We start from the raw sequence: 24,092 nt of genomic DNA, 5'->3' as shown, positions 1-24,092 counted from the left end.
CACCGCAAATCTTTGGTGGTGCGTTACGCTGGCGCGGTAACACACCCTACGAAACTGGAAAAACTTTACACTTCTTTATCACTCAACTCCATTCCCAGCAATTGCCGTACAAGATTTTGCCGTAACCTGGATATTTGAGAGTAGAAACACAGGTTAAAATTCATGGCTTATTCTTGGTTTAAAGCATTTCATATAATCGGCGTTGTCGTTTGGTTCGCTGGGTTATTTTATTTAGTGCGTCTTTTCATCTATCACATCGAAGCTGAACAAGAACCAGAACCAGCAAAGACGATACTAAAAAATCAGTATCAAATCATGGAAAAGCGCCTCTACAACATTATCACCACTCCGGGAATGCTGGTGACTGTGGCGTGTGCAATTGGGTTACTGGTGACGCAACCAGAGTTTTTAAAACAAACTTGGTTACACTATAAACTCGGATTTGTGGCACTTTTACTTGTTTATCATCATTACTGCGCTCGTTTGATGAAACAGTTGGCAGAAAATAGATGCAAATGGACAAGCAAACAGATGCGTGCCATGAATGAAGCACCAACTGTTTTACTGGTGGTGATTGTGATGTTGGTTGTCTTTAAAAATAGTTTGCCTACAGATTTGACTGCTTGGGTTATTTTTGGCTTGGTTGTGCTGATGGCGGTGACTATTCAGCTTTATGCTAAAAAGCGCAGACTTGATAAAGAGAAGCAATTAGCAGAAATGACACAGATTCCTCAGCAGCAAGCTTAGGTAATTATGCCTGAGATGCAATAAATTAAGAAATGTAAATAAAATTTCTTTGGCATCTCAGGGATCAATATGAACGATAAGTTTTTGGGTAAACCCCGTCCGCTATGGCAAGTGATTCTTTTATCTGTAGTGACTGGAATGCTGTACTACGGCTGGTACAAGTGGATTATCCAAGAAGAATTACGTCGCTATAACGGTTATGGTTTGTCAGGAACGTTGTGTTTAGCACCTTTTGTTTTAGGTGTTACAATTCCCCAAGCTTTGCGAATTTTTGATCCAGATGTACCAGGGTGGTTTGGCTGGTTTTCGTTGTTGGGTATTGTGTGGATTTATATTGTGCAGTTCCGGCTGTATAAAACTGTTAACGAATTATATCGGCAAGCAGGGATGAAGGAACCACTTGTAATTTGGTGGTTATTTGTACCTGGTTTGAATTTAATTGTTGGTTTAAGACAAATTCATTTTTTGAGTCAGTTTTGGGCAAAGAAACAGGGAATTACTGTTGATGATGCTTTGGCTGACAGTATTCCTTTACTTTCTGCAAATACGTAATTTTGGTGTGAGTTAAGGTGATGAGAAAAATATTTTTTATATTGTCGTAGACGCGCTCATAGGCTTAAGGCAGGGTACACAGATGCACACAGATAGATACAGAGAGATTTTTCGTTGGAGTCTGAGTGGTAATTGGTGATTTTTTCATGTTCTAGGGTGCGCTGATGTAGGGTGACGCACCTTGATTTGTTGTCATGAGGTAGACAATGTTAAAGAAGTCATTATTTACGGATAGAATTGCTGTACTTGCTACTAAGCATCAAAAGGAAAGGGTAATTGCTCCAATTTTAGAAGCAGAATTAGGAATTAAGTTAGTAGTGTCGAAGGATTTCGATACTGATATTTTTGGTACGTTTACTAGAGAAGTGAAACGTCCAGGAAATCAAATTGAAGCTGCGAGATTAAAAGCGAAAAAAGCTTTGGAATTAACTGGTGAAAGTTTAGCGATCGCTAGTGAAGGTAGTTTTGGCCCTCACCCTGAAATTCCTTTTATCTCTAGCAATCGCGAAGTTGTTCTTTTATTGGATAAAATACATAATTTAGAAATTATTGGTGAAGAATTATCTGCTAACACTAATCATAATCATTTAGTTGTGGAGAGTGTGGAGCAAGCTTTACAATTTGCTCAAAAAGTAGGTTTTCCTGAACATGGTTTAGTTGTCATGTCTGATGAATCACCAAAGGATGAAACTGAAGTAATTAAAGGAATTATTTCAGAAGAAAAACTCATAGAAGCTGTAAATTTAGTTCTGCAAAATTCACCTACAGGCAAAGCACATCTTGAAACAGATATGCGGGCAATGCATAACCCCACACGCATGAAAAATATTGAAAAAGCCACACGTGACTTATTAAGAAAAATTAATAGCTGCTGCCCACAATGTTCTATCCCTGGTTTTGAAATTACAAAAAGAATTAGGGGGCTGCCCTGCGCTTTGTGCTACATGCCAACTTCCCTAACTCGCGCAGTCATATATCAATGTCAAAAATGTGGTTTTACTCAAGAAGAATTATTTCCACATGGAAATGAATACGCCGAACCAGTGAATTGTAATTACTGCAACCCGTAAATTATTTAGGAATGTTATTAGCAAATTCTTTGTAGAAACGCGTAACAAGATCCCACAAGGTAATTTTGCGTTTCCATATAGTACAAAATTACGCATCACTCACGATGAATGATGCCTACTTGTTACACGTTACGCCGTCTGTGTAGAAGCCGCTTTTGAGTCTGCGATCAATTTTAACCGGGTAATATTGGCTTTACGAATGCGATCGCTTTACAAAAAAAGATGTTTTTTGTAATCAGATTTGCTTGCTAGCTCAGTAATTACACAATGCTAGACAACAAATTGTTGAGAACAAACTTGTGTTGTGAATGAATGGATTTGTGTTGTGAACTAACATATATCTAAAGAGACGCGATAAATCGCCGTCTCTACAAAGCGTTTTTGTCATCTATAATTTTTATCAAAAAATTTTATCTGAACTAGATTGCACGTAATTGAAAAACGCCATATTTATACCAAATACACCATATTGTAGAGACGCGATTCATCGCAGAAAGTAAAAAATCGAGAATAGAAAAGAAAAATACAGACGTAATCCTTGTAGAGACGCGATTCATCGCGTCTTGTACCTATCCATTTTGTGCGTATTGTGAATTTATCCAAATCCAGGAAAGACGATCGCCACTCGTAAAACATATATTCTAAACAGCACGGAAATGCGATCACTTTTTTGATCGCCGCGATGAATTAATTTGTGATGTAAGAATAATTCTGAGTTTTTTGGGTTGGCAATTACATAAATGCAAGGCAATACTTGCATAAGTTTTTGTATCAATCAAAGTAATTATGAATAATTACGAGCCTCAACCAAAAACCAACAAACCTAAACACAAAGGTAAATATCGAATTGATTCAACACGTTTGCCAGCATGGAATTATGCTAGTGATGGTGGATATTTCGTTACCATTTGCACAGATGGTAAGAAATGCTTTTTTGGTGAGGTTGTACAAGGCGAAATGCAACTATCAGCAATTGGAGAAATTGCTCATAAATTGTGGTACGAGATTCCTAATCATTTTTCTAATTGCCAGATAGATTCGTTTTGCGTCATGCCTAATCATATTCATGGAATTCTGATTATTAATCAAACACAACAAGACGCGATGAATCATCAAACACAACAAGACGCGATGAATCATCAAACACAACAAGACGCGATGAATCGCGTCTCTACAAGGATGGATCGGCAACGGGGTGGGGTGACTGGGCTATTTAACCCGATGTTGTCTAAAAATTCCCTTTCTAAAATTATTAGATGGTACAAAGGACGATGTACTTTTGAAATTAATCAAATATATGAAGGTTTTGGATGGCAAAAAAGGTTTTATGACAATATAATTCGTGATGAATTCGCCCTCGCTCAAATTAGACAATATATTATCAATAACCCAATCAATTGGGAACGCGATCACGAACAACCACCCCATCACCCCTTGTAGAGACGCGATTTATCGCGTCTTGTGTTTGATTCGATTTATCGCGTCTTGTGTTTGATTCGATTTATCGCGTCTTGTGTTGGATTCGATTTATCGCGTCTTGTATTTATCCGTTTTGTGCGTTTTATCCGTGTTTGTTACGAGTCCAGCGAAATCACAGGCGAAATCTCTCCCCAACTGCCAGTAAACACAAACTTCTCTAAAGGCTTGCGCTGACGGGTAGCACACTCACGCTGTTGGTACTTTTCGGGCAGTGCTTCCGGTTCGCCTGGATACCCAATTGCGATCGCTGCTACTGGTTCATAACCTTCAGGGATATTGTACAACTCCCGCGCCTTAGATACATCAAATCCTGCCATTTGGTGGATGAATAAACCGAGAGAAGTTGCTTCAATTGCCAGACTACAAGCTGCTGCACCTACATCATGAAATGCATGACGGTTTTCAGTGTGATTTTTCTCAAAGTAAAGTTTTGCTACCGACAGCATCAAGACAGGTGCATGTTGCGCCCAGACTTGATTTCCTTGTGCTAGACAACTAAGCAGACGCTGGAATTCTTCAGGATTGTCTTTAGTCGCCACGATGAAGTGCCAAGGCTGTTCATTGAATGAAGAAGCAGCCCAGCGCGCAGCTTCTAGTAAACTGCAAAGCTTTTCTTTTTCAACTTGCTGTTGAGAAAATGCCAGAGGACTCCAGCGTTGTTGTAGCAACTGATGAATTGGATATTGGGAATTAGCAGGCTTTTCCATATTGAGCTATCCTGAAACATCAATATCTTTGACTCTGATATCCTAGATAGTACTCAATACTGATACTACTGCTATGGAGCTAGGGAGAGAAATGACTGGTTTTGGGAGTAGTTGTTTGAATCAGTTTTTGGGTATAGCGATCGCTATTACCCATATTTTCTCTGCAAATTATGCCCTTGCTCAAATTACTGGCGATCGCACTTTACCAAACAACTCTAACGTTACGAAAGAGGGTAACACTTTTAATATCACAGGTGGAACCCAAGCAGGTAGCAACTTATTCCACAGTTTTCAAGAATTTTCCATTCCCACAGGTAATACGGCTTTTTTTAACAATGCCACAGATATTCAAAATATCCTCACTCGGGTAACAGGTGGATCTGTCTCTAACATTGATGGCTTAATTAAAGCTAACGGTACAGCTAATCTGTTTTTAATGAATCCTAATGGCATTATCTTTGGTGAGAATGCACGGTTAAATATAGGTGGCTCATTTTTGGCAAGTACAGCTAGTAGCTTCAAATTTGCTGACGGGACAAACTTTAGTGCTACTGCAAATAACACTAATACACCTTTGCTAACCGTTAACTTACCAATTGGTTTACAGTACGGCAGCAATACCGGAAATATTCAAGTACAAAGTTCTAATTTAGAAGTATCTCCCGGCAAAACCCTAGCCCTTGCAGGTGGTAACGTGCAGCTTGATGATGGACAATTATTAGCCCCTGGTGGTCGCATTGAGTTAGCAGGTGTGGCAGAAAATAATACTATCGGCTTAAGTTATAACGGTTCTCAACTCGGTTTAATTTTTCCTAGTGAGGGGCAAAGAAAAGACGTAAATTTGAGCAATACCGCACAAATAAGTGTTATCGCTGATGGCGGTGGTAGCATTGTCATCAATGCCCGTAACTTGAATATGTCGGGGTCAAGTACTGTGCAGGCGGGTATAGAGTCAGGGAAAGGTTCTGTTGACTCAAAAGCATTCGATATTGATATAAATGCCACAGAGGCAGTAAATGTGGATGCTGGTAGTGTAATTTCTAATACAGTACAGCTAAATGCTGTCGGTAACAGTGGCAACATCAATATTACTACTGGGTCATTGACCTTAACCAGTAATGGTCAAGTGAGAACCACAACTTCTGGTCAGGGAAACGCAGGTGATATTAATATATTTGCCCGTGATACAGTGGTTTTTGATCGGATGCGTAGCGATGCTTCCACTGGTGCATACACCACCGTAGAACCACGAGCAGTTGGTGATGGTGGTGATATTAATATCACCACTGGCTCACTTTTTGTCAAAAATGCTGCCGCAGTCCTGGCTAGAAGCCAGGGACAGGGAGATGCAGGTGCAATCAATATATCTGCTCGCGATGTCGTTTCCTTTGACGGCGTAAGCTTCAATCTCGCAAATATTAGTGGGGCGGCTAGTTCTGTGGGGTCAACAGAAGTAGCGAATGCTATAGGTAACGGTAGCACCATAACGATCACCACCGGGTCACTTTTTGTAACTAATGGCGCTCGATTAATTGCCAACACTTTTGGACGCGGCAACGCCGGTAATATAAATATTGAGGCTCGCGATCGCGTCGTGTTTGATGGTTTTGGTTTAAATGGCTACTCTAGTGGGGCAGTCAGCAACGTAGAATCAACAGGTATAGGCAAAGGTGGCAATATTAACATCACCACCAGATCGCTAGGTATCAAAAACGGTGCTGTCTTAGGTGCAAGAACTCGTGGTAAAGGAGATGGAGGTAACATCATCCTGAATGTCGAAAATTTAGAAGCTATTAACGGTGGACAAATTTTTACCACCAGCTTTAGTAGTGGTAAGGCAGGTAACATTACCTTGAATGCCACTGACAATATTACCCTAGCTGGTACAGACTCCACCTATTTCGCTCGGCGTGAGCAATATACTCCAGTTATAGTTCCCAATGTAGGCCCTACCAGTGGGCTATTTGCCAATACATCTGATACTTCCACAGGTCAGGGAGGAGAATTAATCATTAATACTGACAAATTAAATGTCCAAGATCAAGCACAGATAACAGTCAGTAGTGCTGGAACAGGAGTTGCAGGTTCCTTAAAGGTGAATGCTAACTCAATTCGTCTTTTGAACCAAGCTAAAATTAGCGCAGATACTAAAGGCGGTGCGGGTAATATTACGCTGCGATCGCGTGACCTCATATTAGGTAACAACAGCAGCATTACCACCAATGCTAAAGGCAGTAATATTATCGGTGGTATCATTAATATTGATACTGATGTGCTTGCTGCTTTTGCCAATAGTGATATCAGTGCTAACTCTGATCAATTTTTTGGTGGTCGAGTCATCATCAACACGCAAGGACTTTTTGGTACACAGTTTAGACAGTCACCCACTCCAGATAGCGACATTACCGCCACAGGGGCAAGTCCAGAGCTAAGTGGTACAGTGCAAATCAATACACCCGATGTTGACCCTAGTCAGGGGTTAGTAGAACTACACGTCAATCTTATTGATGCTTCACAGCAAGTTGCCACTGGTTGCAACGTAAATAAAGAGCAAATGAGAGGGTCATTTATTGCTACAGGACGTGGAGGTATATCACCTAGTCCTACACAACCATTAATGACTGATGAGGTACTTACTAGTTGGATATTACTTTCTGAACCAGTCCAGGAGCAGCAACAAAGTCAAAAAACTGACTCTGTAAATCCTCCCCTGACTCAGATTGTGGAAGCTCAAGGCTGGGAAATCAATACTGATGGCGAAGTGGTTTTAATTGCTACTACTCCTATTGTGACGCCCCATAGTTCTTTGTTCTCTCCTATATCTTGTAGTGGTATGAGTTCAACACTAATCAATTGAATTCGTGTTGTGGCAGAGATTATATTTTTAATATCGAACACCGATGCACACAGATGTAGACGCCCCTAAAGGCGGCTTCCCTTAGGGTACACAGATGGACGTAGATAGATTTTTCGTTAGTGGTTGGGTAATAAAAACTCTGCGAACCTCTGCGCTGACTTTGCGTTCCTCTGCGTTTAAAACACTACGATTTTATGCAAAGCTGTAAGCTACCCAGTAGAAATTATGGAGCTAACAACACAAGCAGGAGAAAAAGCAAGTATTCTCGGTTTAGCAGGACAGCAGCAAATAGATCCTGAGTGTATATCTGTGGCGTTTGAGGCGGGAATTAATTACTTCTTTTTTTACAATCTAGAGTCGGAAAAGTTTTTAGTTGGATTAAAACCTCTTCTAGCAACTAAGCGCGAACAGGTATTAGTGACAACTGGGAGTGAAGACAGAAATATAGATAGGTTACGCCGTTATCTTGATGGTTGTCGCCAGCAACTAAATATTGATAGTGTAGATGTGTTTTTTTTGGAATATGTTTCTCCTAGTGATGACATCAACCAAGTGCAGATAGCGCTGGATGAACTTCGCTCATGGAAGGATAAGGGAATTGTGCGCTACGTGGGAATCACTACTCATAACCGAGCGATCGCCTTAAATATGATTGAGGGGTTTGAGTGTGAAGTGTTAATGCATCGTTATAATATGGCCCATCGCAAAGCCGAAGAGGATGTTTTACCTGCCGCTCACAGAATTAGCATTCCTGTAGTAGCATTCACTTGCACACGCTGGGGAACACTGCTGAAGGGACACCCCAACTGGCAAGGAAAACTACCCACAGCAGCAGATTGTTACCGTTATGTGCTACAAAATCCTGCGGTACATCTAGCACTCACTGCTCCAACAACCAGACAGCAATTAGAGGAAAATCTGACTGCTCTACACACTTCTCCACTCTCTGCACAAGCAGTAGCCTCTTGGCAAGAGTATGGCAACTTAATTTATGGTACAGGACAAGATGCATTCGATACTCAATGGATTTGAAACATCATTTTCTCTGTGCACAACCTTCCAAAACTGTATTACCCAGGATGAGAGTAGCTGAGTAGGGATACTGTTTGTCTGACATGCCATCGCTACAAGCATCTTCTTTTTTGATAATCAGTGTATTGTTAGTTTTGCCCCGCAATCGATATACTCTAAGCAAATCTGCTGGACGTCCTGATGCCTGCAATGGTGTAACATAAGGAAAAGTGAGTTTGCGATTTTCTGGTGTCGAGTAGACAATTCCATTTTTCTTGGATACTGTCACGCTCCAAAATGGTTCCGTACCTCGAGCAATAAACTCTTCTGTATTGATAGGATTTTGAGCCAACAGGTGATTGCTATTCAACTGGAAAGCGACTGCAATCGTGCTACTACAAACTACAAAAGCAATAATAGAGAAGATTAAGATTTTTTTCATTGAACAAGAATTTATAACTACACCCGATTATGTATACACAAGCGATCGCACTACTTTCAGATCATTGACATACTGCTGTCATAGCGATCGCTCAAAATATAAGTATAGGAATAATAATAATTTTTGAGTTTCCTTTGTAGGAGATGTTTCACACTTTTTCTGTTCACAAGTCTGTAGATGCTTTGAAAGTTTTGGCAACTGGAGTTGTATCTAGTCTTTTAGCAGTTCAGTTAGCACCCACGATTGCACAACAAGTTGAGCAACCAGTCGCACAGCTTGCAGATTCTAATTCTACAACTCCCATAGTAGTAACACAACAAGATAACCAACCTACACTCTGGTTAGTAGCAGCAGCTGTCGGTGGTGTGGCAATTGGTGTAGCTTTAAAAGAAAGAGGAAATCGCCAAGAAAGTACTACAGACAGTGGCTCATTTACGGGTCAAAAAGCTGGCATTATTGGTCTTGATCAAGCTAGCCGCAAACTGCAAAGGAGACTTCTGACTCTCTTACATGATGATAGAGAAGCAGCCAAACGGCTTTTTACTCAAGCACAGTTCAAGTTTCCTAACAAAACAGCCGATTGGTATGTTGATAAAGTTATTTACGACCTTGAACGCGATCGCGGCGGCTTATAAAGCGATAGGGTTTAGTTAGAGCCAAAAATCTTAAATTGAGTAGGTTGAGTTTCGTTGTTAAACCCAACCTACAATTATCCTTAACTAAACTAAAGTATTAAATTTGACATTAATTAGGTAGACATAATTAAATGTAAAATGCTTATGCCCATAAACTATATAGGTGCAGTCTTTCTCCATCTGCCATCTGCCTTCTACTTAAAACTTCCACCAAATCACAGCAGATGTAGTTACTGCCAGCAGCGTGAACAGCAAAATTGCTACTGCCCCTTGCAATGCATACCAAACTTGTCTTTCGGGAGAAACATACTCAGCAATAGGTATTTCAGTAGAGTTTTTGCTAAGCAGATTTTGCCTGTCTAGAGTATACATCGTTTCATCTCCGGTGTAATAGCTATGCAAATCAATGTATTGATAATTTGTGAAAACCACAATCAATTTCCTATACAAGTTAGTTTTGCCTGCCATTAGGAAAGCTTAACTATGGAAGGTGTTAATCCAGATGAAAGGGCATGAAGTTACTAACTAACTCATAAACTTCGATTACTTTCTACCTCTTAAGCAACAAAATCTTCATCAAAACCATAGTTTAATTCTTGAAGTAGAGGTATACAGGTCATTAAAAATGCATATACTGCAATTACCAAGCAAGAAATTTTTCAGCCTCTAGTCTCACAACCGCTAGGGGCTTTTCTTATTTTCTACCTCATTCGACAGATTTATAGCAATCCTATCTGATTTATGAAATTTGAGAGAGGTAGCTCTCCGACTTCTTTAAGAAGTCAAGGACTTGTTGTCTACGAATGATTTAAGAATGCTATATCTATCAAAAGGAATGACACAATTTTAATTAATTAGGCAGATCCAAAAGATAGAAATGATGGTCACAAGTAAATGAAAATTGAAATCGCTTTCAATATTTATTACTAAAAATAAACTTTGATTTTATAGTTATACCAATTTAAAAAATATTTCAGGGCAAATAACTCCACCCGTCTAACGGCATGCCTCCTCATTTACAGGGAGGGTTGCGGAGAAGTTTTAATAATTATTCATATGTTGCATTCTTTTTTAAAACTGGTATTAATTTGGTTGGCTTTACAGCAACTATGTCTTGTGGCTATTAATAATTAATTCTACTGACAGATTAACTGATAAGTCCATGATTGTTAATGTATACGTGTTACTGAAAAACGTTTACCGTATTAACAACAATGAACATTCTTGCTTGGATTGTTTTAGGTCTTATCGCTGGTGCTATTGCCAAAGCTATCTACCCCGGTCATCAAGGTGGCGGCATTTTGGGAACACTCATCTTAGGAATAATTGGTGCTTTTGTTGGTGGTAGCTTAGGCATGTTATTAAGCACGGGGACCTTTGCCTTAACGGCTCCTACCCTCAGTATTCCTGGTATTATAGTGGCAGTGATTGGGGCACTTATTGCTGTCTTCGTGTGGAACTTGTTAACTCGCCGCAGTACCATCTAGTTAACAAAGCCGTAATCAATTTATAGTAAACCTCAGGGAGCTAATTCAACTATTTTTATCCCTGATTTATATGAAAAGATTTGGCGCTAGCCTGTAGTGAGGCTGGCGCTATTGTTATCTGGATAATTTGATAGTGGGCAGTATCTTGGTGGGGAGATGTTTTAATGTACTCTCCTCATCGCCTTATTTGAGTGTTAATCTTCCAGTGGGAAGATAGTAGTCTTGGCTTTTGACATGATTAACTGTTGGAACAACTATACTTGCTGACGCAGAAAGCCACTATAACTTTTTTGTTATTTTGATCAATGTATGGCTATATTACTTTTCCACTTCTTGTTACATTTTTTGCACAAGGTGAGTATAAGTAAACGTCAAACAATTTTTTCCTTCTACATTGATAGCGATTTATAAAAATTATGTTTCTTACTCAAACTGTTCCTCGTCAACGAGAAATCATTGAAGTTCTTTTCCGTAATGGCTGGGACTATATGCGGAGATTGCTCACAGGCGGTAAAGCTGACGAGCCTCAGTTACCGACACCAGCAGTTTTGAAAAATATCTTGGTAGATTTGGGACCTGTGTATATTAAGTTGGGTCAACTACTATCTACCCGTCCTGACTTACTAAGTGGGTCTTATATCGAAGAACTATCAACGCTACAAGATGAAGTACCACCAGTTGCTTGGTCAGAAATAGAAGTACTGATTCGTCAACAACTTAAACAGCCTTTAGAGGAAACCTTTACCACAATTAATCCTGTACCAGTAGCAGCCGGTTCTATTGCTCAAACACACCGCGCTATCCTCAAAGATGGTCGAGAAGTTGCTTTGAAAGTGCAACGTCCAGGAATTGATGTTACTGTTGCCAGAGATATTGCTCTGATTCAAGGTATTGCTGATTTAGTAGCGCGTACTGAATTTGGTCAAAGCTACGAAATCAAATCTATCGCCGATGAATTTGTCAAGGCTCTAGAGGCAGAGTTAGATTTTACACGAGAAGCTAGTTATACTGATGAACTACGACAGAATTTATCTATGAGTCGTTGGTTTGATCCTAATCAGATTGTAGTTGCCAAAATTTATTGGGATTTAACCACACAGAAATTACTAGTAATGGAATGGTTAGATGGCGTACCGTTATTGGCAGCAGATTTGAATAACCAAAACGGTAAAACTCCAGCAATTGAACGCCAAGAAATTACTACCTTGTTATTTCGTGCTTTCTTTCAACAGTTGTATATAGATGGATTTTTTCACGCCGATCCGCATCCAGGGAATATTTTCTATCTCAAAGATGGACGCGTAGCTCTCATTGACTGCGGTATGATGGGGCGACTCGACCCGCGTACACAGCAGATTTTGACAGAAATGTTGCTGGCAATAGTCGATTTGGATGCTAGGCGCTGCGCTCAGTTAACTTTACAGCTAGCGGATTCAGAGCAACCAGTGATTTTATCTCGTCTGGAAAATGATTATGACCGAATGCTGCGGAAGTACTATAATCTAAACTTGTCGCAAATGAATTTCAGTCAGATCATTTATGAGCTGCTACAAGTTGCCCGTAATAATAAAATTCGTTTGCCTAGTAATATGGGTTTGTATGCCAAAACCCTAGCTAACTTAGAGGGAGTAGCACGGTCATTCAATCCAGAGCTAAATTTTATAGATGAAATTCAACCATTGATTACAGATTTATTCCGTCGTCATCTGTTTGGAGAAGCACCTGTGCGATCGCTCCTGAGGACAGCTTTGGATCTGAAAACCCTGTCTTTACAATCTCCCCGGCAAATAGAATTTCTGCTAGATAGAGTCACATCAGAGACATTACAGTGGAATTTAAATATACGTGGTCTAGATAGCTTACGACGTACCACCGATGATGCTGCCAATCGGCTGTCTTTCAGTATCCTAGTAGGTTCACTGATTATGGGAGCAGCAATTATTTCTAGTAATGCCAGAACACCAGAGTTTTCTCTTTTAAGCAATGTGTTATTTGCTACTGCTAGCTTGTTAGGTTTGTGGCTGATTATTAGTATTTTGCGATCAGGACGTTTACGTTAAAAATATCGTTAGTAGTTAGTGGTTAGTCGTTAGTAGTAAAAATCAATAAGGGGCTGGTTTAGCTACCTAATTAATAAGCTTTAATCATGATCTATCTATCAAAATCCTCCTCTAACTACTAACTACTATCTACTAACTACTATTTACTAACTACTATCTACTATCTACTAACTACCCTATGCCAATCATTGAAGCTCAAAATTTGAGCAAAGTTTATCCTGTTGCTGTTAAAGAACCAGGTATTGCTGGGACAATTACCCACTTTTTTCGTCGCACCTACCGCCAAATTAAAGCAGTTCAAGATGTTTCCTTTGAAATAGCAGCAGGTGAAGTGGTAGGGTTTTTAGGGCCAAATGGTGCAGGAAAAACTACTACACTGAAAATGCTGACAGGATTAATTCATCCTTCTAACGGCATAGTTAAAGTCGCTGCACATGTTCCTTTTCGCCGCCAAGAGGCATTTTTGCAGAAAATAACCTTAGTAATGGGGCAAAAACAGCAATTAATTTGGGATTTGCCAGCAATAGATTCTCTCAAAATAAATGCTGCTGTTTACAATATTAGCGATCGCGAATTTCGTAAGCGAGTCGGCGAACTCAGCGAAATGCTCTCTTTAGAAGGCAAGCTTAACCAACCAGTACGCAAGCTATCTTTAGGTGAGCGCATGAAAGCAGAAATTTTGGCAGCACTTTTGCACCGTCCCCAAGTGCTGTTTTTAGATGAACCAACTTTAGGACTAGATGTCAATGCTCAGGTGGGAGTGCGCGATTTTTTACGAGAGTATAATCAGCGTTATCAAGCCACAGTGTTGTTGACGAGTCACTACATGGCAGATATTACCGCTCTGTGTCAACGGGTATTATTAATTCACCAAGGTAAGTTGATGTATGACGGTAGTCTAGATGGACTGTTGGAAAAATTTGCACCCTATCGAGAAGTGCATGTAGAGTTAACACAACCTCTATCGAAACAAAGACTCATGTTCTACGGTGATGTCCAAAAGTTAGATGGACGGATGGTGTGTTTTATGGTGCAGCAAGAAGAACTGACACGCACCGTCTCGCGGATTTTAGCAGATTTAGATGTGATTGATTTAAAGGTGACTGAACCACCAGTAGAAGAAGTAATTGGTAGAGTATTTCAAGCAGGAGTGGTTACTAGTTAGTAGATAGTAGTTAGTAGTACTTTTTCAAAACTAACTACTAATTACTAACTAATAACTACTAACAATTAACTAATTATGCAAAGACTAATCAAAACAACATTAACTTTTCTGTCTGTGTACTACGCTTACATGGTGGAGTATCGAGCAGAACTAATTCTATGGGTGTTAGCTGGTTCTTTACCAATTATCTTGATGGGAGTTTGGATACAAGCTGCTCAAGGTGGACAATTTGGTTTAACATCTGTGGATTTTGCTCGTTACTTTTTGGCTGTTTTTCTCGTCAGACAATTCACAGTTGTATGGGTAATTTGGGAAGTAGAAAGGGAAGTCGTAGAAGGTAAACTTTCTAATCGATTGTTACAACCAATTGATCCAGTATGGCATCACATTGCTGCCCATATTAGTGAAAGAGTTGCCCGTATCCCGTTTGCAATTCTATTAGTAGGCTTGTTCTTTATTCTGTATCCCCAAGCATTTTGGATACCTAGTTTCGGAACTTTGTTATTGTTTAGTTTTGTAGTAGTGCTAGCTTTTATTTTGCGCTTTGTTATTCAACACACTTTTTCTATATTTTCCTTTTGGACAGAAAGAGCCAGCGCTATAGAAAATTTCTGGTTTTTGTTTTTTTTATTTCTATCTGGTATGATTGCCCCCTTAGAGGTTTTCCCAGAACCCGTGAGAGCCGTGGTACTCTTGACTCCTTTTCCCTATTTAATTAATTTTCCTGCCAGTATTTTGGTAGGGATACCTGTAAATTGGACACAGGGGTTATTATCAATGATTGGTTGGATTGTGTTGTTTTTGGGTCTGAATCGTTGGTTATGGCGACAGGGATTGAAGCGGTATTCAGGAATGGGAGCTTGAATTAATAACAGGCGATCGCTTAATACCAACTTTGTATTTTTTTGATTTAAAATGCTTTATACCAATTCAATTAATGATTGCAACACATCCTTGGATAAAGACGCGATGAATCATCCTTGGATAAAGACGCGATGAATCGCGTCTCTACAAGATGGCCTATCTGTCGCATTCTTTTGGCGAATTGGTATTACTCTTATAGGTGTTCTAAATAAATCAAAAGTTACACTTATCTGATTTTGGTATAAATTGTTAATTGAGCGCTACAGAAATAAATATCAAAGTAAAAAAACAAGGCAAACGCCTATAATAAAATAAACTTTGCTCCTAGCACTTTGTGCGTAAAAGCACTTGTATATTTTTGTCAGTTTTTAATAAGAAATCTTCAATCATTGCTTAAAAGAGGGTGGCTGATGGAACGTTTAGATTCTGTACAACACACACAACAAGCTACAGGATTGGAGGAGCAAAAAACTCCAGTTGTGGAGCAAGAGGTTAGAGCTATCACTCCTGCTGCATCAAACGGTAATGTCAAAACAAGAGTACCTCTATCTCAAAGTCGGCTGCTGCCTATAATGATAGTAGGAGTAATTTTAGGTGCAGGAGCGATCGCCTCAGGAATTTACGCATACCGTCAATGGCAATATGCTCAAAGATTTCCCCAAACCGATAATGCTTATGTTACCGCAGATATTTATCCTGTTACTTCCCGCATCTCAGGGATAGTTAGCCAAATTCCCGTCAACGAAAACCAAGTGGTAACTCCAGGAACGCTGTTAGTCAAACTTGACCCTCAAGATTATCAAGTATCTCTAGCTCAAGCCAAAGCATCTTTAGAGTTAGCCAAGCAGCAAGCAGCTTTGGCACAGAAAAAAATTAGGAATGTTCCAGTTTCGGTTTCAGCACCGCAGCTATCTCCATTAGACAATAATACGCAAGCTAGACAGAATTTACTCCAAGCACAAGCGACTCAACAAAGAGATATCAACGAGCAACAGTATAAAACCGCATTGGCTACAGTCGCTCAGAAGCAAGCAGAGGTGAAAAAAGCTGAACTTCAGCTATCCTATACTAATGTTAATGCTCTGGTTCCTGGAAAAATTGGTACTAAAAATGTCCAAGTAGGACAACGGGTCGAACCTGGGCAAACTCTTTTCACTGTGGTGCAAGCAAACCCTTGGATTATTGGCAACTTTCCAGAGAGTCAGTTAGAAAAAATACAACCAGGACAAAAGGCAAACATTAAAATAGCTGCTTTTCCCAGTCGCACCTTTGCAGGTAAAGTAGATAGTATTGCCTTGTTACCACAAAACAATGACACAAATAATTTTGCGCTCACCAACAATGTACGCAGAATTCCTGTGAAGATTATGTTTGAGCCGACAAGTATTAAAGGTTATGAATCGCGGATTACTCCCGGTATGTCAGCAGTTGTGACAGTGATTCCGAACTAAATAATACAAAGCGATCGCTTCTTTGTGGCGATCGCTACTGCAATTATGAATTTGAGATTTGCTCTCAATCCATAACCAGTGAATTGAATCAGTAAATTGGCTGTGTTTAGTTTTTAGCCAGGACTTTAGTCTTTAAATAAGGTTCTGAACGCTCACTACGAAACTTCCTACCTTGATTTACTTTGAGGTTGCTTGTTCGCGTGCCGCAGCTGCTTGTTCAGGGTGAATGCCCAAGCGAGTGAGATTGATTCTACCCTTATTGTCAATTTCACGCACTTTGACGATCACTTCATCACCAACTGCAACTTCATCTTCAACCTTGCCGACACGGTAATCAGCTAGTTGAGAAATGTGGATCATACCTTCTTTACCTGGCAAAAACTCCACAAAAGCGCCAATAGGTATAATTCGTGTTACTCTGCCTACGTAAACATCACCCTCATTTAGCTTGCGGGTCATGCCTTGAATAATACCTTTGGCTCTCTTAGCCTTGTTTTCATCCATGGCAGAAATGGTAACAGTACCATCATCTTCAATGTCAATTTTGGCACCTGTTTCCTCAGTAATACCCTTGATCGTCTTACCTCCCGGCCCGATCACTAGACCAATCATGTCTTGATCAATCTTGATCGTTAACAGACGTGGGGCATAGGGTGACATTTCTGTGCGTGGTTTGTCAATAGTCTGGAGCATTTTCTCCAGAATATATAACCGCGCGGCTCTAGCTTGGTGGATAGCTTGAGAAATGATCTCCAAGGACAATCCGCTGATTTTCATATCCATTTGCAAGGCAGTAATTCCGGTATCTGTCCCTGCAACTTTGAAGTCCATATCACCCAAAAAGTCTTCGATACCTTGAATATCTGTCAAGACTCGGACTTCATCGCCTTCTTTGATCAAACCCATAGCTGCACCACTTACAGGCTTGATAATTGGCACACCTGCATCCATTAAAGCCAGAGTGGAACCGCACACCGAACCCATCGAAGTAGAACCATTGGAAGAAAGCACTTCCGATACTACCCGAATCACGTAGGGGAATTGTTCTTTCGGTGGTAGCACTGGTAATATTGATCTTTCCGCCAGCGCCCCATGTCCAATTTCCCGACGTCCCGGCGCGCGCAGGGGTTTGGTTTCCCCAACGGAGAACGGCGGGAAGTTGTAATGGTGCATGTAACGCTTTTGTTGGTCTTGTTGCAAATCATCGTTTAAGAATTGCACATCGCCTGGTGTACCAAGAGTACAGGCAGATAATACTTGGGTTAGCCCCCGGTTGAATAAACCACTGCCATGAACTCGCTTGGGTAACAAACTAATTGCACAGGAAACAGGACGAACTTCATCTAGCTGACGACCATCGACTCGCACATTATCTTCGATGATCTGACGGCGCATCAGCTTTTTAGTAATATCTTTGAAAGTGTTGTCTAATGCCTTGGCATCACCTGTTGCGGCAACTCGAATTGGATCTTCTTCCGGTAGTTCAGCGATCGCAGCTGCTATTGATTCTTTAACGGTATCTAAGGCATTATCTCGCTGGGTTTTATCGAAATCAAATTGCGAGAGGATTTTCTTGATTTCGTCGGTAGCGCGATCGCTGATAAAGTTACTCAATGATTGGTCTGGTTCTGGTCGTGCTTCATGGACTATTTCTAAGCCCAGTTCCGCAATTAAATCTTGCTGCGCTCGAATTAGATCCTGCACAGCTTCATAACCAAATTCGATCGCCTCAATAATATCTCGTTCGGGCAGCTGATTAGCTCCCGCTTCCACCATAATTACACCATCCGGCGAACCTGCTACGATTAAATCCAGGTCTCCAGCTTCGATTTCTGCATAGGTGGGGTTAATAATAAAATCATCACCCACCAGACCGACGCGCACGGCTGCCATAGGCCCATTAAAGGGAATTTTTGCCATTAAAGTGGCAATAGAAGCACCAGTCACAGCTAGCACATCTGGTGGTACTAGCTCATCCATAGAAAGAGTCAGCGCTATAACTTGCAGATCATCCCGTAACCAGGATGGGAACAAAGGACGCAAAGGGCGGTCAATCAGACGACTAGTGAGAATTGCTCTCTCTGGCGGACGACCTTCGCGTCGCAACAATCCTCCAGGGATTCTACCTGCTGCGTATAATCTTTCTTCGTAATCTACGGTGAGGGGCAGAAAATCAACACCTTCTCTGGCTGCTGATCGCGTAGCTGTAACTAGAACTGCCGTATCCCCAGATTGTATCAACACCGATCCACCAGCCTGGGGTGCTAGTAGACCCACCTTCAGTCCAATATCCCGTCCATCGAAGGATATTGACTTCTCAAATTCTCCCATTCAGTTTTTTTTCCTTACTATGCTCGCTATTCTCTCTCTGTGGCAATCCTAACATTTATGATCTAATGCTGGCTTTAGCAGTATACAGAATTAATGATAAACAATTTCGTGACAAAAGGGATCGGGGACAAGGAGAACAAATAATCAGTTATCAGTTATTAAATTAAACTGGTCACTGGTCACTGGTCACTGGTCACTGGTCACTGGTCACTGGTTACTGTTCACTGTTCACTGATTCACGCCCTATGCCCAATCCATAACCCCCGATCCCTAATTTCCGATACATAATCAACGCATCCACCTGCTGTATATCTAGTTTTACCGCCGCCGGAATCTGCCCAATAATCTGAAATCCTAGTGATTTCCATAATTGAATCGAAGCTATATTAGTAGCAAAGACCAAATTGAAAATTACCCCCTCGTAGCCAACACTAGCAGCAATTGAGAGCATCGCTTCTCCCATGAATCGCCCAATTCCTAGACCCCGCTTGCCAGGTTGTACAATAAAACCAGCGTTGCAAATATGGCAACATCGACCTGGAAAGTTTGGTTTAAGATAAAACGCTCCCAATATTTCTTTGAGTTGTTGTGTAGCAGATTCAGCATCTGTCCTGACTACAAAGGCATCCTGATTTAACCAGTAAGCTGCAAACTCTGATGGTGAGAGAGGTTTTTTTTGGGGATAGGTTTGTCCTTCTAAAATCACAACATTCAGTAATTTCCTTACCTCCTCTTGTTCCTCTAGATGCATATAATCTAACTCTACTTTGATGCCATTTTTTAAAATTTTATAAAGGGGTAAGTGCATTTTTTCTAAACCTGATTAAGATTGTTTTCTAGTATTTAATTAATTGTAACTATTATTAATAATATGTATTTTAATTTTAAAAATTAAGGAATTCATAAAGTAGAAAATAAGCAAATTCAAGGTTTTGATGTTGCGAAAATCTAAGTAGTGAGCAAATGGCAATTTTACACGGTAGTTGGTTACTACAAAATCAGGGTAACTGTTTATTTATTTGGGGAGAGACTTGGCGATCGCTAGGGACAAATATCGATCCAAGTATATTGACAGAAATACCACCTTACCCTTATGCGATCGCACCAGCCGAACTAAGCGAGTGGCTGGGTTCTCGTAATCTTACAATTCCCAATTCAGCACTGCATGTCGAAACGCAATCAATCGCATCTCGGCAAACAGGGAAACGCCAAGGAACAACTACTGCGACAAAAACATTGCCAACCTCCTGGCAAATCACTATTGCTTTACCCACTGATTTTGCAGCAGGTGAAATCGAGGGAACAACGTCGATTCATCCAGTACATTCAGCAGCATTGAGTTTAGAAAAACCATCTTCGCAATACCTACAACCTTGGCGAGTAGAGGGTTTTTGTCTCAATACTACAGAAGCAGTCAAGTTTCTGACTTCTTTACCCTTGAGTATTGGTAACAGCGAAGATGATTTTTTAGGAGGAGATTTACGGTTTTGGTCACATATTGCCCGTTGGAGTTTGGATTTAATCTCACGATGTAAATTTTTGCCTACCCTTGAACGCCAAGCAGACGGTTCTTTTACTGCCAAGTGGCAAGCACTTTTAGATAGCGCCTTGGATGGAACTCGCTTAGAAAAATTTTCGCAGCTAATGCCCCTAGCGTGTCGGACATACCAAGAAGGTGGGGAGATTGAGAGATTGGGAGATGGGGAGAAAAATCACCCCATTTCAATAGACTTTCCTGTGGAACCACAAGAATTATTATTGGGATTTCTCAACAGTACAATTGATGCCCAAGTCAGAGAAATGTTTGGTTCCCAAGCTGTGCTAGAAGCAAGAGTAATGGCATCTTTACCAAGCGCGGTGCGGCAGTGGTTACAGTCTCTCACCGGTGCATCAGATGCAGTCAACGCCGAACCAATGGGTTTGGAACGACTAGAAGCGGCACTGAAAGCTTGGACAATGCCGCTACAATACCAACTGGCAGGAAAAAATCTGTTCCGTACCTGTTTTGTCTTGCGTCCGCCAGAGTCAGGCGAAACAGATTGGACTTTGACCTATTTTTTGCAAGCACCAGATGACCCAAAATTTTTAGTGGATGCAGAGACGATATGGCAGCATCCAGTTGAAAGTTTTGTTTATCGTGGTCGTACGATTAAACAACCACAAGAGACATTTTTACGCGGATTGGGATTAGCATCACGCTTATATCCAATGATCGCACCCAGTCTAGATACTAGCTATCCCCAATCTTGCCGCCTTAACCCCATCCAAGCCTATGAATTTATTAAGTCGGTAAAGGCGCGACTTGAGGATAATGGTTTAGGTGTGGTTCTACCTGCGAGTTTGGCAAATCGAGAAGGATGGGCAAATCGTCTGGGTTTGAAAATCACTGCCCAAACACCGAATCAAAAGCAGGGACGCTTGGGTTTACAGAGTTTGTTGAATTTCCAGTGGCAATTAGCGATCGGTGGACAGACTCTTTCCAAAAAAGAATTTGACAAACTCGTGGCGTTAAACAGTCCCCTCGTCGAAATTAACGGTGAGTGGGTAGAATTGCGTTCCCAAGATATCAAAACAGCACAGGCCTTTTTTGCTTCTCGCAAAGAACAAATGGCCCTTTCCTTGGAAGATGCTTTGCGGCTAAGTACGGGGGATACCCAGACAATTGAAAAATTACCAGTGGTTAGCTTTGAAGCGTCAGGGGCGTTACAAGAGTTAATTACTACCCTGACAAATAACAAAGCAGTAGAACCCCTACCCACACCCGCCGATTTTCAGGGACAGCTACGCCCTTACCAACAGCGTGGTGTCGCTTGGTTGACATTTCTGGAACGCTGGGGCTTGGGTGCATGTCTCGCGGACGATATGGGATTAGGAAAAACCGTGCAATTCATTGCCTTTTTACTACATCTCAAAGAACAGGATGCATTAGAAAAACCAACACTTTTAGTTTGCCCAACTTCAGTATTAGGAAACTGGGAAAGAGAAGTTAAAAAATTTGCCCCAACCCTGAAAGTTTTGCAATATCACGGTGACAAACGCCCCAAAGGTAAGGCATTTGTAGAAGTAGCCAATAAGCATAATTTGGTAATTACCAGTTATGCGCTGATTCACCGGGATTTAAAGTCATTACAGGGCGTTTCTTGGCAAGGAATTGTTTTAGATGAAGCCCAAAATATCAAAAATGCAGAGGCAAAACAATCTCAAGCAGTGCGTCAGTTAGAAGCAACTTATCGGATTGCTTTGACAGGGACACCCGTAGAAAATAGACTGCAAGAACTCTGGTCAATTTTGGATTTTCTCAATCCAGGGTACTTAGGAAATAAGCAGTTCTTCCAACGACGCTTTGCTATGCCAATTGAAAAATATGGCGATACTTCTTCATTGAACCAATTGCGTTCATTAGTGCAACCGTTTATTTTACGTCGTTTAAAAACTGACCGCGAAATTATTCAAGACTTGCCAGAAAAGCAGGAAATGAATGTATTTTGTGGTCTGAGTCTGGAACAAGCTGAACTTTATCAGAAAGTCGTAGAAGAGTCTTTAGCTGAAATTGAAACAGCCGAAGGAATGCAACGCCGGGGTATGATTTTAGCTTTACTCGTCAAGCTAAAACAAGTCTGCAATCATCCAGCGCAATATTTGAAAAAATCTACTCTTTTGGAACCGCAGCTATCGGGTAAATTATTGCGGTTACAGGAAATGTTAGAAGAGGTTTTATCAGAAGGCGATCGCGCTTTGATTTTTACCCAATTTGCCGAGTGGGGTAAACTACTCAAACCCTACTTAGAACAACAGCTAGGACGAGAGATATTCTTTTTGTATGGTAGTACCAGCAAAAAACAACGTGAGGAAATGATCGACCGCTTCCAACACGATCCCCAAGGGCCACCAATTATGATTTTGTCACTCAAAGCTGGTGGTGTAGGATTAAATTTAACCCGTGCCAATCACGTCTTCCACTTCGACCGTTGGTGGAACCCAGCAGTAGAAAATCAAGCCACAGACCGAGTATTTCGTATCGGTCAAACCCGCAATGTCCAAGTGCATAAATTTGTTTGTACTGGTACTTTAGAAGAGAAAATTCATGACATGATTGAAAGTAAAAAGCAACTAGCCGAACAAGTTGTTGGTGCGGGTGAAGAGTGGTTAACTGAACTCGATACAAATCAACTCCGTAATTTACTTTTATTGGATCGTAGTGCAGTCATAGAAGAAGATGAAGAGTGACGGGGATCGGGAAGATGAGGGTGTAAGGGGTGTGAGGAGTGTGTAGACGCGCTTTGCGCGGCTTCCCGTAGGGTGGGGTGTGAGAAGTATAGAATAACCACTAACTACTAACTACTAACAATTGATCATTGACATTGACAAATGACTAATTACACATTACAAGCTAGTAGAGAATGGTGGTCACAAAGGTGGCTAGAATTATTAGATTCTTATCGCTTTAAAAAACGTTTAGAACGCGGTAGAAATTATGCGCGTCAAGGTAATGTTCTCAGCATTGAATTTCAGGGTGCAAAGGTATTAGCAAAGGTACAGGGTAGTGAACCTGAACCTTATAAAGTTTCTCTTTCCCTTGACTCTTTTAGCGATGAAGAGTGGAATTATGTAGTAGAAACAATGTCTCAAAAAGCAATTTTTGCGGCGAAACTTTTGGCAGGAGAAATGCCACAAAATATAGAAGAAGTTTTTACTGCTAATGGTATTTCGCTATTTCCTTTTACTTTATCTGACGTCCACAGTAAATGTTCTTGTCCTGATAAAGCAAATCCGTGTAAACATATTGCAGCAGTTTACTATCAGTTAGGCGATCGCTTTAGTGAAGATCCTTTTGTACTCTTTCAATTGCGGGGACGTACCAAAGAGCAAATTATTAGTAATTTACGTCAGTTACGTAGTACTAATATTGAAGTCACAACTGACCAAACACAAGAAGATAAAGAGTCGATTTCCCAAAATCAATATTTATTAAAGCTAGAATCTTTTTGGCAATATCATGAGCCATTAGAATCTTCTTTAGTAGTGATTGCACCATCTACCAGTGAAACAGTTTTAGATGTCTTGGGGTCAATCCCCCTTGCTAAAGAAGAGGAAAATCTAGCCAGCTTAACTGCTGCTGATCTAGTGATGAAATATTTAGATACTGTTTACAAAGATGTCAGCCAAAAAGCTATGCTAGCAGCGATGAATGTAGGTGGAAATTAATATAACAGTCCTAAATCACGCCTAATGTG

At 40.7% G+C, this 24,092-nt stretch carries 20 protein-coding genes; 14 read left to right on the top strand and 6 right to left on the bottom strand.

The genetic code is table 11. The features are described from left to right. Positions 1-162: 162 nt before the first annotated feature. The 3 genes from hemJ (at position 163) to RS893_RS04830 (ending at position 2,369) form a co-directional block, all read left to right on the top strand. A complete protein-coding gene (gene hemJ, locus RS893_RS04840) occupies positions 163-747 on the top strand; it encodes a protoporphyrinogen oxidase HemJ (protein WP_315790124.1) in 585 nt (194 codons plus the stop codon). A 69-nt stretch (positions 748-816) separates the two neighbouring features. After that, positions 817-1,299 (top strand): hypothetical protein, encoded by a 483-nt coding sequence (locus RS893_RS04835; RefSeq protein WP_315790123.1) that lies wholly within the window; start codon positions 817-819, stop codon positions 1,297-1,299. A 206-nt stretch (positions 1,300-1,505) separates the two neighbouring features. Next, a complete protein-coding gene (locus tag RS893_RS04830; protein ID WP_315790122.1) occupies positions 1,506-2,369 on the top strand; it encodes a DUF6671 family protein in 864 nt (287 codons plus the stop codon). Between the two features lie 595 nt (positions 2,370-2,964). On the opposite strand, the gene RS893_RS04825 is transcribed toward RS893_RS04830, so the two are convergent. Further along, positions 2,965-3,129, bottom strand: coding sequence for a hypothetical protein (locus tag RS893_RS04825; protein WP_315790121.1), 165 nt, complete (start codon positions 3,127-3,129; stop codon positions 2,965-2,967). A gap of 26 nt (positions 3,130-3,155) precedes the next feature. On the opposite strand from RS893_RS04825, the gene RS893_RS04820 reads away from it, so the two are divergent. Continuing rightward, positions 3,156-3,809 (top strand): transposase, encoded by a 654-nt coding sequence (locus tag RS893_RS04820; protein ID WP_315790120.1) that lies wholly within the window; start codon positions 3,156-3,158, stop codon positions 3,807-3,809. Positions 3,810-3,943: 134 nt separating this feature from the next. Here the strand turns inward: RS893_RS04820 and RS893_RS04815 are convergent, their stop codons facing one another. Beyond that, the gene (locus RS893_RS04815; RefSeq protein ID WP_315790119.1) at positions 3,944-4,555 is read right to left on the bottom strand and encodes a nitroreductase family protein; all 612 of its coding nucleotides are present in this window, start codon (positions 4,553-4,555) and stop codon (positions 3,944-3,946) included. A 115-nt stretch (positions 4,556-4,670) separates the two neighbouring features. Between RS893_RS04815 and RS893_RS04810 the strand changes: the two genes are divergently transcribed. Together RS893_RS04810 and RS893_RS04805 are read left to right on the top strand one after the other, a co-directional pair. Next, positions 4,671-7,412 (top strand): S-layer family protein, encoded by a 2,742-nt coding sequence (locus RS893_RS04810; RefSeq protein WP_315790118.1) that lies wholly within the window; start codon positions 4,671-4,673, stop codon positions 7,410-7,412. A 225-nt stretch (positions 7,413-7,637) separates the two neighbouring features. Next, positions 7,638-8,444, top strand: a complete 807-nt coding sequence (locus RS893_RS04805) for an aldo/keto reductase (RefSeq protein ID WP_315790117.1) — start codon at positions 7,638-7,640, stop codon at positions 8,442-8,444. 4 nt (positions 8,445-8,448) lie between these two features. On the opposite strand, the gene RS893_RS04800 is transcribed toward RS893_RS04805, so the two are convergent. Beyond that, on the bottom strand, positions 8,449-8,865 hold the full coding sequence (locus RS893_RS04800) for a hypothetical protein (protein ID WP_315790116.1): 417 nt from the start codon (positions 8,863-8,865) through the stop codon (positions 8,449-8,451). Positions 8,866-9,008: 143 nt separating this feature from the next. Between RS893_RS04800 and RS893_RS04795 the strand changes: the two genes are divergently transcribed. Next, on the top strand, positions 9,009-9,500 hold the full coding sequence (locus RS893_RS04795; RefSeq protein WP_315790115.1) for a hypothetical protein: 492 nt from the start codon (positions 9,009-9,011) through the stop codon (positions 9,498-9,500). Positions 9,501-9,698: 198 nt separating this feature from the next. Here the strand turns inward: RS893_RS04795 and RS893_RS04790 are convergent, their stop codons facing one another. After that, positions 9,699-9,968 carry a hypothetical protein gene (locus tag RS893_RS04790; RefSeq protein ID WP_315790114.1) on the bottom strand — a complete coding sequence of 90 codons (270 nt, stop codon included), beginning with the start codon at positions 9,966-9,968 and terminating at the stop codon, positions 9,699-9,701. A 746-nt stretch (positions 9,969-10,714) separates the two neighbouring features. Between RS893_RS04790 and RS893_RS04785 the strand changes: the two genes are divergently transcribed. From RS893_RS04785 to RS893_RS04765, 5 genes are all read left to right on the top strand, one after another. Further along, a complete protein-coding gene (locus tag RS893_RS04785) occupies positions 10,715-10,987 on the top strand; it encodes a GlsB/YeaQ/YmgE family stress response membrane protein (RefSeq protein ID WP_315790113.1) in 273 nt (90 codons plus the stop codon). A 416-nt stretch (positions 10,988-11,403) separates the two neighbouring features. Beyond that, positions 11,404-13,047, top strand: a complete 1,644-nt coding sequence (locus tag RS893_RS04780) for an AarF/ABC1/UbiB kinase family protein (protein WP_315790112.1) — start codon at positions 11,404-11,406, stop codon at positions 13,045-13,047. 178 nt (positions 13,048-13,225) lie between these two features. Continuing rightward, positions 13,226-14,212, top strand: a complete 987-nt coding sequence (locus RS893_RS04775; protein ID WP_315790111.1) for an ATP-binding cassette domain-containing protein — start codon at positions 13,226-13,228, stop codon at positions 14,210-14,212. 75 nt (positions 14,213-14,287) lie between these two features. After that, complete coding sequence (locus tag RS893_RS04770; protein WP_315790110.1) at positions 14,288-15,076, top strand: ABC transporter permease; 789 nt, start codon at positions 14,288-14,290, stop codon at positions 15,074-15,076. 410 nt (positions 15,077-15,486) lie between these two features. Continuing rightward, positions 15,487-16,527, top strand: coding sequence for an HlyD family secretion protein (locus RS893_RS04765; protein WP_315790109.1), 1,041 nt, complete (start codon positions 15,487-15,489; stop codon positions 16,525-16,527). A 177-nt stretch (positions 16,528-16,704) separates the two neighbouring features. Here the strand turns inward: RS893_RS04765 and RS893_RS04760 are convergent, their stop codons facing one another. Both RS893_RS04760 and RS893_RS04755 read right to left on the bottom strand, forming a co-directional pair. Continuing rightward, entirely contained in the window at positions 16,705-18,858 is a 2,154-nt protein-coding gene (locus tag RS893_RS04760; RefSeq protein ID WP_315790108.1) for a polyribonucleotide nucleotidyltransferase, read from the bottom strand. 214 nt (positions 18,859-19,072) lie between these two features. Further along, entirely contained in the window at positions 19,073-19,666 is a 594-nt protein-coding gene (locus tag RS893_RS04755; protein WP_315790107.1) for an N-acetyltransferase, read from the bottom strand. A gap of 155 nt (positions 19,667-19,821) precedes the next feature. Here RS893_RS04755 and RS893_RS04750 point away from each other — a divergent pair, with 155 nt between their 5' ends. Then, entirely contained in the window at positions 19,822-23,085 is a 3,264-nt protein-coding gene (locus tag RS893_RS04750) for a DEAD/DEAH box helicase (protein ID WP_315790106.1), read from the top strand. Between the two features lie 141 nt (positions 23,086-23,226). Further along, positions 23,227-24,063 carry an SWIM zinc finger family protein gene (locus RS893_RS04745; RefSeq protein WP_315790105.1) on the top strand — a complete coding sequence of 279 codons (837 nt, stop codon included), beginning with the start codon at positions 23,227-23,229 and terminating at the stop codon, positions 24,061-24,063. Positions 24,064-24,092: the final 29 nt, after the last annotated feature.

Origin of the sequence: Fischerella sp. JS2, from assembly GCF_032393985.1 — a bacterium.
Taxonomy (GTDB): Bacteria; Cyanobacteriota; Cyanobacteriia; order Cyanobacteriales; family Nostocaceae; genus Fischerella.
Note: the sequence above shows the minus strand (reverse complement) of the source record. Positions and strands in the feature narration are given on the sequence as shown.